Source organism: Paenibacillus sp. GM1FR (assembly GCF_002803315.1).
GTDB lineage: Bacteria > Bacillota > Bacilli > Paenibacillales > Paenibacillaceae > Paenibacillus > Paenibacillus amylolyticus.
In genome coordinates this window covers 21713-38629 of record NZ_MKZL01000019.1, presented here as the reverse complement: position 1 = coordinate 38629, position 16917 = coordinate 21713, and the positions used below count along the sequence as shown (strand labels likewise).

Here is a 16917-nt window from a genome sequence, read left to right as displayed (position 1 = left end):
CTTACTTGAAGGGATTAACGATCGCTACGGCATAATTGTCGAGATCGCCATCTCTAAGAAGAATATAATCAGCTTGAGTAATTTTAAAATTCATCCAGTCTGTGTAGTTTTGAATGTAGTTTCCATTCTGAAATTTATCTGACTGACTCAAAACTGGATAGTAATTCAGCCCTGTTTTGTCACCATTGTTAATAAAAGCTACGTCGATGACTCCACGCGATTTTGCATGATTATTTTTGATCAAAAAGGCAATAGGGTTTCCTCTATGATTACTACGAATCTGAACTTCATCATCTCCCGTAATTGCACTTTTGATGACATCCATACTATATACCACCTGGCTATTTCCTAATTGGATAGGAAGGTCACTTTCTTTGATGATCTTTATGCCTGAATACTTCTCATCATTAATGTTCTTGAACATAACATCACTTTTTGTATACGCCTTGAAATCGCTCAGTTTCGTCATCTTAAACTGCTTATCATCCGTACTCCGGAAGTCTTTATTCCCGATCCAGACCCAACGGCCAATTTTGTCCCACTCTACCTTTTAGCCAAGTCCTTCACTGACTAGACGCAGCGGAACGAATGTCCGGTTCTGCTTCAGAATAATCTGCGTACCGTAGTCCTTTTTCTGACCATTCACCAATGCAGTCGTCTGCCCAATTGTCATGTCCACTGTATGGTCTTTGCTGAAGATCCCAACCTTGGATACTTTGCCAACCTTCGAGTATGTAACCTTTGCACCCAGCGCTGCAGATACAAAGCGGATCGGAACCATGACACTACTTTGGCCATCCTGGAATGGCTTCGCATCTGGAAACTTCATTTTTACGGTATTCAGCAATACCTCTACTTGCTTCGGAGTGCTTGCAGCTGCAACTGCTTCGTTTCCCGAACCTATCATGCTTACAGTCAATATACTTGCTAATACTGTTAATAAAAGTTTCTTCATGATCTAAACCCCTCTGCTTTCCATATGTACTTCTTCTCACTAACACTTCCCAGTATCTTTTTTTATAGGTCTAACAAATCCTAAATATCAAACAAACTTGGCAATAGTAAGAATATTTTACCATGTACTATAGATTATAAATAGGTATTTTATCCCATTGTTATATTATTATAAAACCTGACTTTCTATATGAACTAATTAAATGTATATCTAATTGAAGCACAAGATTCATCCGTATCCCAAGTAACTCTTCGCAACGTAAATGATTGCTAGCTGCCTTTTTCTAAGACTCCAACATCATTAGCAAAAAGGTGTAGAGTGGTTTTTTCCAATCCAACCCCTTTTTTGAAGAGACTAATCACTGAGTTCCTACATTTTTTAGAGAATCATGGTAGTTCTTATCTAGCCCCAGCTCAAAATCAGCTGGCGGGCTGAAAACTTTAGCAAGCTTTTCGGCAAAATATAAAACGGTTCTTTGGTGATATTTTCGATATCATTTATTAAACTATCCTGCCCGATAGTGGAATAGCGGCTGATCCTAAACGAGATCTACCGCTAACAAAGCTAAAAAAATCGCCGATATAGTTCTCTCCGTCGTTCACCGCGTAGTTGAGCATAGATTTGTGTAGTTGATGCTTTTTCATGGCCTAACATGTCATGAATAAATTCTAATGGTGCTCCATTGTCGAGCAACTGACAGGCATAGGTATGACGAAAACGATGAGGATACACGTTTGCGGCAACCGCCCCACGAGATGCTAAGCGCTTTAATGCCCATCTAAGTGTTGGTATAGCCATTCGTTTCACTGGACTGTTATCTGTTACAAACAGGGCTTTACACGAGTCCTCGCGACTGTCTAAATATTATTTCAACCATACTTTACACTCCGTGGTGAAGTAAACTTCTCTTTGCTTTGCCCCTTTTCCGTTTACTATGGCAGAGCAGTTTTCCCAGTTCAAGTCCTCAATGTTTAACTTCTCCACCTCACCTATACGACAACCTGTACAATACAAAAATTCAAGAAGAGCTGGTCTGACAAGAGATCTTTAAATGTATCACTTCTTCTTCCATCAAAAACTTAGGTACCCGCTTCTCCATTTTTGGCTCACGCAGTTTAATGGAAGGATTGCTAGATAGGTAGGTTTCTTCATATGCAAACTTAAATAAGGAACGTACAAAGCGAATACGGTGCCCAAGGCTGCTTGGCTTTAAACGATCTGATTGCTTTACTAAGTATTCCTTCAGGAGATTTAGAGTTACCCCCGAAATATCTACATCCCCCAGATCCGAAACCAGCATCTTTAGTTGCGAAGCATAAGCACGCAATGTATTTGGGCTAAATCCTTGAATTCGTTTATCCGCCTCATAATGATTCCAAAGTTCACTTAAGATCACAATAAAACCTCCTAATAAGAGCAATTAATTTTAGTTTGCTTCAAATAAGAGGTTTTAGACTGGTGCTATTTAACTAAAGTTTCCCGTTAGTTCAAACCTAGTTTTCTCATTGATTTAAACTAACTCTGTATATTGCTCCAGCTATTAACATGACATTTTTTAAGCCCAGAAGTTCTTCCCTTTTCCATTGTTCATAATAATATTTTAATATGGTACTTTTGACTGTGTAAGAAGAACTTGTCCTTTGGGTAGTCCTGATCCACCATAAATAGTTACTGAATAAGCGCCCGAAGGAACAAGCGGCATAAGATCATTATTTACGAATTCCACTATTTCATCTGCTGCAATGTCTTCATTAAAAATAACTGTATTCTTACTGTTGTGCTTTATTTCAACTCTAAAAGAGTGTCCTCCTGTATTTTTTACATTAAGTTTGATGTGTGAATATCCAATTGTCACAGAATAATCTTTTACAGGGTCCACCTTGTCGCCCTTCAAATCCCAAGTTAGTGTTTGTGGTTCTTTAGATGTTTTAGGACTGTTTTCTATAATTTTATTTCCTTCGATAGAAACTCCAAAAATAAGTGAGATAGACAATGCAATAGTACCAATAATCACTAGAACTTTGTTTTTCAATTATTAACATTCCTTTCAATAGACATGCTCAAAGAAACATATCCCACACAATAATATATTGTAGTCCAAAACTTTTTGTAGATCATCTCCATCAGAATAAACGCAAGTAAGTAAGATCTATCATACACCTCTATGCTTATGGATGTTCTATCACTTAATAAACAAACTAATTAGCAAGTTTAGTTAAGCTAACCTGCCTGTTAGTTGAACAAAAGCAGCCAATCACGATGGTTTTTTATTGAACTATCTTTTCTCGTTAGCATGATGAGTAGTTCACTTTTTTAATTGAGTCATCTTTTTAAGGAGTACTGCGGTGCAGACAGATATAACACTGGCTAAATATAAAAGAGCATACGCTATGGCAGCATAATATGTAAGTTCAGCTTCAATATCTGAGCTTGTAAGAAGCAGCATAATGGAAAAGCCAACGACAAAAACTACAGTACCTAACAGAACATTTTTAATTACTTCTTTCACATACTCACCTCCCAGGGGCCCGACCTCTATTTTAGCGGTTATAATTTTTCCTCCCATAGCTTATTCTCAATTGTGATCTAGCCCTTACTCAAAACATATCTTTTGAGGTAACTCCATATTGTTGTATGATTCGAGTAGTTCAGAACGAATATCCAGTGTTTTAATAGTGAGTATATATCCTTTTATCGTGTTAGCAATCATTTCAATTTCAGATAAATTGTATGAAGTTATATCCATTTTCGAAATGATCACTTGCTTACCAAGCACTTTTGATAAAGAAGAGGTAATTTGTTTCTTTACATCGTCATTTAAACTTTCAAACTGGAGTACCAGGTTTTCAAGGTCATCCTTACTACCTTTCATCAAACTGTGGGATTGCATAGCACTATGCTTTGGAGATGAAGACTTGATAGCATAAATCTCAATGATTTCATCCATTTTAAATTTAAAGTGTATACCTTCTTCTGTTTCAACAAATAGGTAGCCCTCATTTAGTTCTCTAGAAACACCACGGAAAAATTCTTCTTGATTATTAACCTTCAATACTATAGAATGTTGTTCTTTAACTGTCATCTCAATAAATTGTCTCTTATTCATCATATCATGCAATGTGTTCCCCTCCCTTTTAGAGATAAAGTATCCTATATGAGGTGTGTTATTCCCTTTTCATTAAACTAACCTGCCTGATAGCTGAATGAGAAGAAGCAGTTGCCGCGACGGCAAACTGCTCTTATTTAGTCTTACTCACCTACCATACCGTCCATATCAGCATCGTGCATATATGGATATAACCAATGATCACTCGTTATTGGCATACTATAACCTGCTGCTTTAGCTTCTTTAATCGTCACCTGTCCATTACCGTTTGTATCAACACTAGAAATGTCAGCGTTTTTATTTGAACTAGTTGAGTCAGAAGGCTCACTGCCTGTTAATCCGAGTGATGCATTTACATCATCAGGGTTCACATTGTCAAATGTATCAACGATCTTGTTACCCTTTAACGTATACGTGTACTGGTAACTTGAAGGGATTTGGGTTTCTGTATTCGGATATGTGACAATCGCTTCAAAATTAGTGGCTCCACCTGCTTTGCGTATCGCATCTTCCATATAAGCCTGATCACCATGTCGGTTGAGTGTGCTATCTTGTGGGGTAATATTATATGCATTCGATACCCCTCCGAGAGAATCAGCAATGATATGTCCTTCATCTAAAACGTCACTTTCAACACCCGGAACCTTTGCCTCATCAGGGTAGTATCTGCCAGACGATAGTACAGGTTCGTTACGGTCGTCTTGTAGAATAATTTTATCAGCAATGACACGCACTAATTGCCCATATTCATTAGTAAATGCCCAATATTCACGGTCTCCGTATCCAATGTCAACAACAACGTTAGGTTCACGATGCCCAGACAAATCACCACCATCGACTTCGATAAGCTTGTATCTTAAAGACAATTCGTTATTTGGTTGTGTTGATGTTTCCTCTCCTACTGGTTCATCAACAACCGCTTTGACAGCTGCTTTTTTTTCACTATTCTTAGTTGTTGTATCAGTGGTTATTTCTTGTGAATCTGTTTCTGCATCTGTATTGGATGTATCTTCTACGTTGGTACAACCAACCATAAAGATGATCGTTATAATTAAGATTAAATAGTTCATTTTCTTTTTCATTTTAGGACTCTCCTATAATTTCATACTGTTCATTCTAAAAACGACGACTTTAACTATCTTTTCTTGTTCTATAATCTTACCATAAAAGACTAATATCCTATTGAATTACCCTGCCCCCGTTAGCGCAGCGAAGGAAGCCGATCTTAGTCGTCGGCTTCCTTCGGGGCATCATTAAGCTATAGTTTCCCGTTAGTTGAACGTGAATTTAGTTATAGTTCATCAGTAATCAGTCTTAAATCCATTTATAAAGGGTCCGTTGCCCATAGGATTCCAATATGTATATTGTCCATTGCAACTATTCCCGTATCAAACGTATGCCATTGTGAGTTATTTATCGTTGTCCAAGAGTAGAGCTTAAAGTAACCAGATTTCGAATCAAACTTTGCGTTTGTATAGAATGAGGCTTCTTTCTGAAATTGATCTAAAAAATATTCACTTAATTCATTTGCCATCGGTTTTGTCTTCAAATCAATATCATGGGTCATGTTTTTCGAAAGAACATAAATTATAATTTTTTTAGCATAATCTTTATCAACCATTCTCCAGTTACCCTCTATTTCATCTGCATTATGGCCCATTCGCTTCAAAAATGCCTCCAATATACATCCTTTCTCGATAGCACTCTTTAATTCTAAACCGTATGTAACTTCACCTGAATTCCTCTTTGATAATAAACTATTGAACTCATCTTCATTTTTTATCATATATCCGACACCTCCTTCTTTGGAACCTCTAGTAAAAAACTTCTATGAGAAGTTAAAACTCCTCCTTCAACTATCCTCGTTAGCTTAACGAAAAAAGGAGCAGCTACCAACTGGCAGATTGCCTTACGCTGTTTTCCACTAACAGTTACCGTTTGATGAATGAGAACCTACTTTAAATCAATAAAATAATCTACGTAATATCCTTCAGAATCCCAGTAATCTTCGTATTCTTTATAAATATCAATAATTTTGTCTTTAGGTCTTCCGCAACGTTCAAGAAGCCAATTCCTTATATAATGGATATCTTTATTTTCATCCTCCCAAATAAAATCTAGAACCCCTGACTCTCTTGAACCACTGTCCGGTACATAAACTGCATATTCTGATGAAAAATAACGGGCTAAATCGAAAGTAACTTTCTTTAAATAAAGTTGAAACTCCTCCTCTAGGAGAAAGCTTCTCCATCTTATATAATGATGAAAATAACAGACCTTTTCCGAGAATGTAAAATCCATTCCGCAAGGTCCACTGATTTCCAAAGTGCCACCAATTCCTTCATGAACCGTAAAAGGCTTATCCTCATCCTTAGGGTTATGAGGGAGCAGGAAATTAATGAATTCATCAACGTGCTTTAATGATCTAGAATTTAGTGCATGACATAATATTTCAATTTTATCTCTATTCAACTTATGGCTTAAGAAAGCTGTGAAATCTGCCCCCATTTTCTTCCGCTCCCTTAAATCAATTTCAAAAACCTCTTGAATAAGAAGGTCGTAAAGCAGGTACTGCTCCTAACAAACTCATTTTAACACATACTGGAACTAACCTGCCCGTTAGCCTAACGAAAAGAAAGTCAACTGATTAGTTGTGTGCATACTTGAATTATCATAACCGTTCTAATGGGCCTAACGGAAATTTTATACTTCTAATTGTGTTCCAAAAGCATAAAACAACGGAAAAGTATGAAATCCCCGGCACACTTATCGGTAAAGTCACAATCGTCATCGGCCAACTTTCTCCCCCAAGGGGCATTGTAAATCAGTGATTCACAGCAAATAGGATGTGATGTTGCCATCGTCCGGTCCTTCCTTCTAATTTTTGATCCCTAGGAACAGGATCGCGTTCACGTCAGGGTTCCACGTGGTTTTGCCTGCGATAGTAAGACGGGTGTACGTGCAAGCCCCATCGCTTTCGAATGTATAGTTCCGGGCGACAGCAGCGAGGTATTCTTCACTATCTTGTAGAGCTAACTCTTTGTCCTATATATAAGGCTCGTGGAACGAACAAATGGAACAATTTTATATTCAGTAATATATTAAGTAATATCTTACTGAATATAATTAACAGTTAAGTAAACAAAGAAACTTAGATAGTAGTTAGGATAATATGAATTGAATTTATTAGAAGTTAAAAGCGTAAACAAGGGCACTTCCTTTTCATGAAGCCTCCTTGTTTTTTTGTGTGGGGAGAGTATTGTATCACAAATACAAATTTAATAATTTTTGCTTTTTGCTTTTTCAGCTTTTTTTCTGTATATACCACATTCTCCTTCAATATCCGCTTTCGAATTAATTTCTAGTTAGAACAGAATGTTATTAAAAATTAGCCCTATGTTCTTGTCTATCCCACCACTGGTTATGACAAGTCATTAGGCATGTTCAACTTTTAATTTTGTTCTAAATTGGATATGGAGTATATAGGTTTGCGTACTCCTCTTAGAAAAAATTGAAAATATTGCAACTTTTGTTATGTATCTATCGTCTGTACTTATATTAATAAGGAGGTGAAATTATGCGCTGGGCACCTATTGTACTAATCATTTCTTTTTTATTAGCTGGTTCCTGTAATAATGTCGAATCTCTAAGTAAGAATAACGTAAAGCAACCTACAGATTCTACACTTACAATGGAAGCCATAGTATTAGGTAATGCTGTCACACAATTATTAATCACTGAAGATTTAGATAATCCTGAAATAGCGTCTAATTTAAACAAGATGGCTGAGCAAACTTCTCAAGACATTATTAGATCGCAAAAATATGACTTATTTTGGCTAGACCTAAAAAATGTCAGTGATACCGATATTAATATCCAAGATTTAAAAGTAGGCTCCAAAATTCGCTTCAAGGTCCAAAATGAACAATTGGATACTGTACCTCCTACAATTACTGCACAAGAAATTCAAATAATTGATTCAAAATAATACAGATATCATAACTCTGTTTAGATTTCACATGAATATTTCAAAAAAAGTCGTCAGCTCTTCTGTAGCAAGAGAGCACTGACGACTTTTTTCATTCCTAAAATCAGTTATAATCACTTCACCGTATTAGATGTGTACGGCGTCCATACCCCTCCATAAGCAATTGCGTTTGCGATATGTGTAAACCTTGTAAATGGAGTCCCGCTTATCTCTCCTCCTGAATGGATACCCATCAAAACACCGTTATACCAATAAGGTGCACCACTGTCTCCACCTGCTGAGTCTATGTCAGTTTGAATGTACCCCATTCCTCCATTCATAGATGTATTTAGACTAGTAACCTCTCCACACAAGAAACCTGATCTTGCCCCAGACAAACAAATGTTATCACCAACATCAAGCGAGCTTGGACTAGATTGATACGAAGTAATTCTGCTATCTGTCCACGAATACTTGTATACATAGTTTGAAATCTTTTTTCCTGCGTCCACTTTGATAACTCCGATGTCTGCTTTATCTCCTACATACTGATAATGCTTTGTACCTATTAGCTCACCGCCTTGATAGACGTTTGATCCCCAAGAGTTGAAACAATGACCAGCTGTAATAATAAAGCGATCATTTCCTTTTGTAGCTAAGGTACCTAACGTACAAAAAGGGCCTGTTCCTGCTTTGGAGTCAGCACTATTATTGACAATCAGCAAGCCTCCTGCCATAGTATCCAATTTAGAAGTCCGAGCTTCTAGTTTGTCATTGGCTTGTCCAACAACTACTCTGAAAATACTGGGTTTATACGCTTTCAAGGAATTAATAGAAGTTTGTTTTTCTAAAAGATTTTCTTCTATTAGATCAACTTTTTTCTGATCTGCTACCTTAACTATGACAGAGTTCTCTTTTACGGCAACAGTTACTTCTTCTAACGCGATACCTGCTTCCCTGCTTTCCTTGATAAGTCCTTCATATGCGCTCACCAATTCAGCTTCCGAAAAGTTCGTTTCCCGAAATTCTAAATATTCAGCTGGAACTAAGTCTTCAATAGCTTTTTTAATTCTGTTGGTCTCTTCGTTTATTACGGAGAAGCTTATGACAAACTTCAAACCGTTGGACTTTTCTTGATAAAAAGTTCCAATGTCACTATAAGATTCAGTAATTTCATTGTTGGGTCCGCTGGTTGTGGTAACCCCATTCTCCTTCATCATTTTTGAAATTTCATCACCATATTTGACCATCAATTCATCTCTTTCCTGAATATAAGCCTCCTCTTCTTCAGTAAGAGCTATACTATATTTAGGGATTGTATTCGTTGCATTAGGGGAATTAAGAGCTGCCCGGATAGTTTCCTCAGAGTAGTCAAGATTATTAGATTGCCGGTATCGCTTATGTTTATTCACAATTGCATCACTATACTCCAATTGTTCCAAAAACTCTGGATCCATGGTTTCCAAGGCACCATTACTTAAAAAATGATTCTCCTCGAATTCAGTATTTTCTGCCGCTGCTGCTCCAGAAAGTAATGAAAATGATAAGATGATGGCACTTGAAATGGTGAGTATTTTCCGTCGTTTTATGATCACCTGTTAGTTCCTCCTCTAATTATGGGTTTATAAGTAAAATTGATATAAAATCGTTATAAGAAATAACGACCGACAATATTCACCTCCAGAATAATGAATTTATTGATAAAATAATACAAATATATTATAAAGCAAGAAATTAATTTGGGCAAATTATCCAAAATAGAGAATTGGATATCATGATACTTTGGAATTGTATTAAGTAGTTTTCTAGAACCTAAAAAACTGTATCTCCTTAAATGAAAGTAAATCGTCTAGCTAATTTAGAGAAGTACTACAGGAAGTTATGTGTTTTCGTGTTATGCATCTGGATAACACTCGAGCAGAGGTAAATAGAACTTCAAAGATTGATCCTTGAAGTTCTCAAAATTTAAAATCTTGCACAATTGACATACAAAATCACTTTCAAAAGCTGTTTGGAAAAATATAGAATTAGTGAGCTCAGAACATGTAATAAAGACGCTAAAAGGAGGCACCTATAAAAGTACCTCCTGGTTTAGCAATTAGAAACCAATTGATTCATTTAAAACTTTATACACGATCACAGCTGCTTGTGCGCGTGTTGCTAGATCATTGCTCGCAAGCTTGTTATTTCCAATACCATCAATAATTTTTTGATCAATAGCAGTGGCAAGATCAACTTTAGCCCAAGAACTAACCACTTTAGAGTCATTATATTTTCCTAAAATACTGTTTGCCTGTGTGCTTGTCATGTCAGGTAGTATTTTCAATTGATTAAGTGCACGTACCGCTATGGCTGCCATCTGTTCACGAGTTATATTTTGGTTAGGTCCGAAGGAGTCAGAGGTAATACCCGTGATTAGAGCTGCATTCCATCCCTCATCCACTACAGCATAATACCAGTCATTAGTATTTACATCAGAAAAGGGCTCCTCTCCCACATTAACTGTATCCAAGTGTTCAGAAATGGCTTTAATAAGCATTGAAGTAAATTCAGCACGTGTTACATAGCGATCAGGTCTAAATGAATCATCGGGGTAACCAGAGATAACTTGCTTTTTTGACATAAAATCAAGGAGCTTAAAAGACCAATGATTCTTTATATCTGTAAAGCTTTTTTTGAAGTTCATGACAATAAAGTCGCCATCACTTACTCCTTTAGATCTTTTCACTTTTTCCTCTGTTGTACTAGGGATTAACGTAAATCCTGAATTCTCATCGAAACGATAAACGTTGGCTAGTTTAACATCAGCGTCACTGTAGATTGGAATTTCTATGTCCAGAGGATTGTATACACCTAAAGGACCACCGGTATATTCAAAACGGATAAAACCACTAGCAGGTATATATTCATCCTCATAGCTCACTCCAATATTGGCACGTGAGATGGTAATACTACCTCCGTTATTCCAATCTCTCAAAAGAGTTAAATCCACTGTAGCATAACCATTTATAGACATGAGCTTGACCTTTACTTTTCGATCTTGAAGCAGTTTAGTTAAAGTACTATCAATATTCAAATTTAATGAATCATTCAAACCTGTTTTTTTAGAATAGTCTACTACGATCTCCGAAACTTTAGAATTTGAACGGAGTATCTTCTGGATAGCTTGAGTATCCAAGTTGACCGAGTGTAAACGACCCGACCCTTGTCTGGAGAGCGTTGTGGTTGCACCAGCACCATCGGTAACAACAACATCTCCCTTGCTATCTACCGCAAGACTAGTGTTCCCTGCATATGAGGTACCAGAAGCAGCATTATTATTGACATCACCCGTAGTAGAATTCGATGTGCCTAGGCGGATAATATGAAGATTATAAGTTTTAGTAGTTATGCCGTTAGCAGCAGTAATGACAATGGGGAATACACTAGTACTTTCTTGTCTTAGGTTTAAGTTTGTTGAGGATCCAGCCGTAACGTATTTACCATCCAGATTGATCGAGCTAAAGTTATCAGATGGGTTGATGACGACATTTAAATTAGTAGCATTGGAGCTCACATAATCTACAAAAACTGAACCGTTCTCTGCAAAATCCTTACCGTTAATGAGTATACTTCTGATATTAGCGTTGTTATTGGCTTCAGGCTTGGTTAAAACGAATGTATAGGATTTAGATGCACCATTTAAGGAAGTCATTTCTACAAAGATTGTATTGATTCCCGTTTTCATCTCTACAACCAGACTTCCTGAAGAGCTAACTAAGTTACCATTAATCTTAGTTATAGCACTATTGAATGCTGTTGTTTTTACACTCACATACGATTGATTAGCCTGTACACGTCCAGTATAGTAGGACTTTTCTGTACTAAATGGATGATCAAGTGTTGCCCCCTCAACCACAATCGATTTCAAGCCGGCATCGTCCAGATTTATCGTTTTTTTAACAGAAAACACATAGGTTTTAACGTTGCTCGGCACATCAATGGATTGCACCTCAATAGTAATTAGAGTTATTTCTTGATCAAGGGTAATCGGTAATGAAGGTGTACCATTGGTAACTACAGTTCCATTAACACGAATTGTAGTATTTGAGTCCATGGCATAAGGTGTAACCGCGATACTTTTTTCCGAAGTATTGACGGATGTCGTATATGTATAGACATCAGGATTAAATTCTCTATTCATATCTACCCTTGGTGAAAAATCAACACTAAAAAGCCGACTTTCACCTATTTCTTCAGCAAATACCTGCATAGGTAAACAGAACACTAACATTGCCAGCACCATAAAAAATGAGATTACTTTCTTTCCTTTTTTCAAACTAATCCACCCTTCCTCTTAATGTATCATTGAATGAAACAAACGAACGCAAAAAGGAGCCATTGGATTGTTATCCAATGACCCCGGGTTCTTCCACGTAGGTGTCCATATTATTCAATTAAGCTAATTATATAGAATAAATGGAACTAATTCAATGATTTTTATTGTAGTATCCTTTACATAATCAGCAGGTGGTTATTTATCCATCTTCTGAACTTCTCACATGTGTTCAGTTCAACAAATGTTGCTCACTCAAATGAAGAGCAGCAATAATATCTAAAGGTTTTTCAATATCTCCGATTTTAAATCTAGTATCTCCACTTGGTAGTATCCTCTCTTGCATTGATTTAAAGGATAATCCAACGACCATAAATTCTCCTGGGTACATACCGATAAAACGACTTGGAATACGTGTTTCCATTAACATAAATTACTCCTCCATTAATCATTTTGAAAAAAAAGAAGCACCTACAAATTAGGATAATCCTAATCAGCGGTGCTTCCGGCTGTCGTATCTATTCATTTAATAAAAATTATTATAACAGAAAACACTAAAATATAGAACATATTACTAAGAACGTGACTGTTTTACTTGAGTGCTTTGAATCTATCACTGATATTAACCATCTAAAAAGTTAGGATCGTTTTTTTTCTTTTGATGAACTGGAACATGTTCCTTACAGACTGTATTGTTCCAGCGCACGATCTTTAGATAGTCTAAATCATCTTGTGAGAGCACAACGCCACATTTAAGGCAGTATTTCACTTCAATATTGCCCGTGTCTGATAGACTATGTCCTTCAGATTGATCTTCCAAGCTTCTAAGTCCGACTCCTGGATTTTCCGCCCATTTACGATAGGGTGCTAAATCTTGATGTCCTACTGCAAAATAATCTGCAGCATCTCGAAAAGCGTCACTTACCGCTGAACGAATAGATTCCCTATAGAATTGAATTTTTTTATTACTTTTATCCCGTTCTAGAACTGCAAATCCTTGTCCTTCAGAACTTGAATTCAGAATGTTCAAGACACCGCGCATTTCAATTTCATCCGTATCCTCATGGTAGATGGGTTTATCAGTAGTAATTCTCCAAGACCAATATGGTCCAGCAGCTGACCTTACCTTATATTGGATGGGATGTACAGGAATATACGCGCTGCGTGGATTTGCATTCTTGAATTCGACCGTTTTAGGAGGAAATGGTGCAGCTAATTTAAACATAATTTCAGCGTGAATTTTCTCTATTTCTTCTCTAGATAAGTTATTCAACATTGATATCAATCCCAATATAAAGATAGTAGAATCATTTATCCAAATCATATCATAATTGATGCATCAAAAAAATCATCACTATCCTTACGGGATTGGTTCTAATCACGTATGTCTACTAATTAGTAAGCAAAAAACGAGGAAATACCCTCTTTCTTTGAACAATACGTATGAAAAGTATGGATTCTACATTAATCGGTATCATGAACTCAAAAGTTTCAGCGAGAGTTTCACTAGGATTAAGATTTAACTATCACTCTGAGAAGCTGGGCATAGTTAGAGATTCATAAATCTTCTTGAGATATCCCACCAGGTACAATTTTTTAGATTAATTTCATCTATAAGCTTGGAAGTAATTTAGGAATAAGTAATACTACTCCCAATGTGAGTGGCGAAAACATTACGAGTCCAACACCCATTCTCTTTCTTCCTGGATTTTTCGCAGCCATCAAACGAACAAAAATACCGATATAAAACATCGTTCCCGTTACAGGAATGGCAATCCATTTAAGCCCATTGAAAATGATCGAGCCGAATGGCATGGTTGAATCGACAAGTTGCTTTACTGATTGTCCAGTAGAGGTTTGGTTGGGTGCGTCCCCTACGAATGTATGAACAATCGCCGGTACGTATGCAATGAGGAAAGTTCCGAAACCAAACGCAATCACAAAAAGCAGGCCTCTTCGTTTTCGAATTGGGTTTTTCCCGGCAGTCAGTAAAAGTATAAATCCAAGTCCAAATAAACAAGCAAAAACAGGAATCCCTACAATCTGAGCTAGTCGAATAACTTGGAAGACAGATTGCATTATATTCTCATGCATAATGAAATTCTCCACCTTTCAAAGGCTGTTATTCATGGGTGTTTTGAATAATCATCTCAATATCATCTACTTTCCAGCCATCTCCACGTCCTTCATCCACAAGAACTGTCCTCATGACAATTGTTTGCACACTTCCTATCTCATTGAATTCTGTAGTAAGTGAAAACTTATTTAAGACTTCAGTATGATTTTTATCAGAAGAAGGATCATGTTGTAAATAAGCTTTCATGTCACTTACCGTTGAATGAACTTCACTATCAGGAGGCAGTTCTATTCCTGAAGGAAATGTAGATCTATATCCCTTCTCAGTTGTATAAGGTCTTATAGCTTTATAACGTTGATTTGTCGTTTCAAAGTTAAAGAATCCTTCGACAAATAGCCTATTCTGTTGCATGATTGTCTGTTCTTTCATTTTTTCTTGGTTGAGACTACTGGTGTAAGCCAACGAGCCAATACCTACTCCGCCTAATAGGACAATTGCTAACCATACTGCATAAAAACTTCTTTTTGTCATGGTTTTTAAATTACTCCTTTCGGTAGTATTATTTTTCAACAAGACGACGATATCCGAAGAAAGGTATCTTTCTCCAACGGTGCATAGTATCAATACTTACGCCATACGTACTTCCTGAATTGATAAACTTGCCATCTCCAAGATACATGCCTATGTGTGAAGGACCCGCCTTATAGGTAGACCAAAACACAAAATCCCCTGGTCTGGCGTCTTCGGCTCTTATTTCAACTGTTTTATCATATTGATTTCTTGTAGAGCCCGACAAATCGACTCCGATTTGCCTAAAAGCAAATTCTATAAGACCTGAACAATCAATACCTTTTCCGAATGGATCTCTTCCACCATATAAGTATGGATGCCCGAGATATTTAGTCATAACGTCTAGTACCTCTTGTACATCAAATATCTGGCCATCATTCGGAACTTTTATGACCGTACTTGTTGCATTATAGTATCTCATCACGTTATCTACATAATTGGGATCACCATATCCCTTTGAGCCACTTATCTCTCGCATCATTAAACTGAACCCTAATGCATTTTCCTTAGAATATCCACCAGCGTTTAGTGCATATTTAACGTAACCTAAACCATAGTTATACGCTTGGAGTGCTATTTCCACATCTCCCCCAGCAGCTTTATATACTGTTGAGAAGTGATCTACCCCTACTTTGATTGATAATTCAGGATCGGTAATATAATTACGCGGTTTCCCAATTGATTCGGAAGATTGCATAACATCTAGCAATTTGCCTCCAGACTCCTGCATGATCATGGCTAGCAGCAACTGAGTATGTTCCTCTAACCCTACCATTGCTAGATACTTCCTTACTATAGGTTCATATCTCAAGACCACAGCAGGAACTGAAGCTGTGCCTGGCAACCAATTACCACTATAGTTCGCTGATGCCTTACCTCCATATAAAGCAGGATTCCAATCAGGATCAGCAACGGATATAAACTCATAGAATAATTTCATATCATCTTTATCTACCCCGAGGTTAATTAGTATTTGCTGGAACTTTTCACCATCAACCACAAAGTCCGGGACATAGCGATCATCGACAGTAGTATGATCATATTGCTGATAGGTGGTCGTAGTACAATCACCACTAGTACTTGTACCCACAAGATCCCATTGATCTGTTATTGTCGTTGTACCCCCAGGATAGTACAACTTCAGGGGCTTAATATTCATATGGCCGTAATCCAATGTAATATCTGATAGCACATCATGTGCTTTTCTGGTGCTTTCTGATCGAGTCTCTTCAGTTGTCGTATGTGTAGATGAGTTACCTTCTCCATCTGTAGTTGTAACCGTACACGCTACAATAGATTTTGTTCTTTCCTTATCATCGGAGACTGTAGTATAAGAAAATGAGGGTTGAAAGCTCTTAATCAATTCTTCGGGTTTATAATCAGATAGTTCAACTTTCTTTTCATTTACCATGATTTCATAGCGAACAAGAGATGCAGGTATGCCCCAACTCGGTTTTACAGTCTTCACAACTTGATTAAGCCAGTTTTTATCTGCTTCAATCCCCCAAAGTTCAGCAACTGTTTTATCAGCTGCAGATTTGAACTCTTTTTCATATTTTACATCCGCCGCATGTTGCTCTTCACTACGAGCATTCCCACCTAAAAACCAGTCCGCAAATGGAATGGCAGAGAGGGCAGCTAAAGTAAGAAGAATAGCTAAGATTATTACCAATCCCCAAGGGCCTATCAATGAGACAATAAGCTTCCCAATCGATAATACAAGCTGTTTCAAGAATTTCATGAGTAGTTTTTTTAGGTACTTCCCCGCTTTTCCTACCGCTTTAGAGGCTACTTTTGTACCGCCTTTTTTTAATGCTCCCCCTGCTTGTCCAGCAGCTTGACCGCCTATCTCATTCGCACTCAATTTCTCACCCCACAATCGCAAGAGGATATCTCCTACGAGACATCCTCAATACCCACCAAATTT

17 protein-coding genes and 1 pseudogene are annotated in these 16917 nt (G+C 37.2%); 1 reads left to right on the top strand and 17 read right to left on the bottom strand.

Annotation, left to right across the window (positions count from 1 at the left end; genetic code table 11):
- Position 1: 1 nt before the first annotated feature.
- The 10 genes and pseudogenes from PAEAM_RS32315 to PAEAM_RS14835 all read right to left on the bottom strand — a co-directional run bounded on the left by PAEAM_RS32315 (position 2) and on the right by PAEAM_RS14835 (position 6569).
- Entirely contained in the window at positions 2-469 is a 468-nt protein-coding gene (locus PAEAM_RS32315; RefSeq protein WP_243391373.1) for a hypothetical protein, read from the bottom strand.
- 81 nt (positions 470-550) lie between these two features.
- Complete coding sequence (locus PAEAM_RS32310) at positions 551-955, bottom strand: stalk domain-containing protein (RefSeq protein WP_243391372.1); 405 nt, start codon at positions 953-955, stop codon at positions 551-553.
- Between the two features lie 564 nt (positions 956-1519).
- Positions 1520-1939: pseudogene (locus PAEAM_RS32625) on the bottom strand (tyrosine-type recombinase/integrase).
- A 34-nt stretch (positions 1940-1973) separates the two neighbouring features.
- Complete coding sequence (locus PAEAM_RS32620) at positions 1974-2351, bottom strand: tyrosine-type recombinase/integrase (RefSeq protein WP_340938351.1); 378 nt, start codon at positions 2349-2351, stop codon at positions 1974-1976.
- A 204-nt stretch (positions 2352-2555) separates the two neighbouring features.
- A complete protein-coding gene (locus PAEAM_RS14860; RefSeq protein ID WP_100528093.1) occupies positions 2556-2987 on the bottom strand; it encodes a hypothetical protein in 432 nt (143 codons plus the stop codon).
- A 273-nt stretch (positions 2988-3260) separates the two neighbouring features.
- Entirely contained in the window at positions 3261-3464 is a 204-nt protein-coding gene (locus PAEAM_RS14855) for a hypothetical protein (RefSeq protein ID WP_133120447.1), read from the bottom strand.
- A gap of 84 nt (positions 3465-3548) precedes the next feature.
- Positions 3549-4073 carry a hypothetical protein gene (locus PAEAM_RS14850; protein WP_100528091.1) on the bottom strand — a complete coding sequence of 175 codons (525 nt, stop codon included), beginning with the start codon at positions 4071-4073 and terminating at the stop codon, positions 3549-3551.
- Positions 4074-4204: 131 nt separating this feature from the next.
- Positions 4205-5143: a DNA/RNA non-specific endonuclease gene (locus PAEAM_RS14845; protein ID WP_100528090.1), complete on the bottom strand. Its 939-nt coding sequence runs from the start codon at positions 5141-5143 to the stop codon at positions 4205-4207.
- Positions 5144-5385: 242 nt separating this feature from the next.
- Positions 5386-5847 carry a hypothetical protein gene (locus PAEAM_RS14840; protein ID WP_100528089.1) on the bottom strand — a complete coding sequence of 154 codons (462 nt, stop codon included), beginning with the start codon at positions 5845-5847 and terminating at the stop codon, positions 5386-5388.
- A gap of 167 nt (positions 5848-6014) precedes the next feature.
- Entirely contained in the window at positions 6015-6569 is a 555-nt protein-coding gene (locus PAEAM_RS14835) for a hypothetical protein (RefSeq protein WP_100528088.1), read from the bottom strand.
- 1069 nt (positions 6570-7638) lie between these two features.
- Here PAEAM_RS14835 and PAEAM_RS14830 point away from each other — a divergent pair.
- A complete protein-coding gene (locus PAEAM_RS14830) occupies positions 7639-8049 on the top strand; it encodes a hypothetical protein (protein WP_100528087.1) in 411 nt (136 codons plus the stop codon).
- 113 nt (positions 8050-8162) lie between these two features.
- Here PAEAM_RS14830 and PAEAM_RS14825 read toward each other — a convergent pair whose 3' ends face one another.
- The 7 genes from PAEAM_RS14825 to PAEAM_RS14795 all read right to left on the bottom strand — a co-directional run bounded on the left by PAEAM_RS14825 (position 8163) and on the right by PAEAM_RS14795 (position 16869).
- A complete protein-coding gene (locus PAEAM_RS14825; protein WP_100528086.1) occupies positions 8163-9623 on the bottom strand; it encodes a S1 family peptidase in 1461 nt (486 codons plus the stop codon).
- A 503-nt stretch (positions 9624-10126) separates the two neighbouring features.
- Positions 10127-12346 (bottom strand): S-layer homology domain-containing protein, encoded by a 2220-nt coding sequence (locus tag PAEAM_RS14820; RefSeq protein WP_100528085.1) that lies wholly within the window; start codon positions 12344-12346, stop codon positions 10127-10129.
- Positions 12347-12575: 229 nt separating this feature from the next.
- Complete coding sequence (locus tag PAEAM_RS14815) at positions 12576-12773, bottom strand: hypothetical protein (RefSeq protein ID WP_091037065.1); 198 nt, start codon at positions 12771-12773, stop codon at positions 12576-12578.
- A 192-nt stretch (positions 12774-12965) separates the two neighbouring features.
- Positions 12966-13619, bottom strand: coding sequence for a hypothetical protein (locus PAEAM_RS14810; protein WP_100528084.1), 654 nt, complete (start codon positions 13617-13619; stop codon positions 12966-12968).
- Positions 13620-13954: 335 nt separating this feature from the next.
- Entirely contained in the window at positions 13955-14437 is a 483-nt protein-coding gene (locus PAEAM_RS14805) for a hypothetical protein (protein WP_091037060.1), read from the bottom strand.
- Between the two features lie 28 nt (positions 14438-14465).
- Entirely contained in the window at positions 14466-14951 is a 486-nt protein-coding gene (locus PAEAM_RS14800; protein ID WP_100528083.1) for a hypothetical protein, read from the bottom strand.
- Between the two features lie 28 nt (positions 14952-14979).
- Entirely contained in the window at positions 14980-16869 is a 1890-nt protein-coding gene (locus PAEAM_RS14795) for a bifunctional lytic transglycosylase/C40 family peptidase (RefSeq protein WP_243391371.1), read from the bottom strand.
- Positions 16870-16917 lie beyond the last annotated feature (48 nt).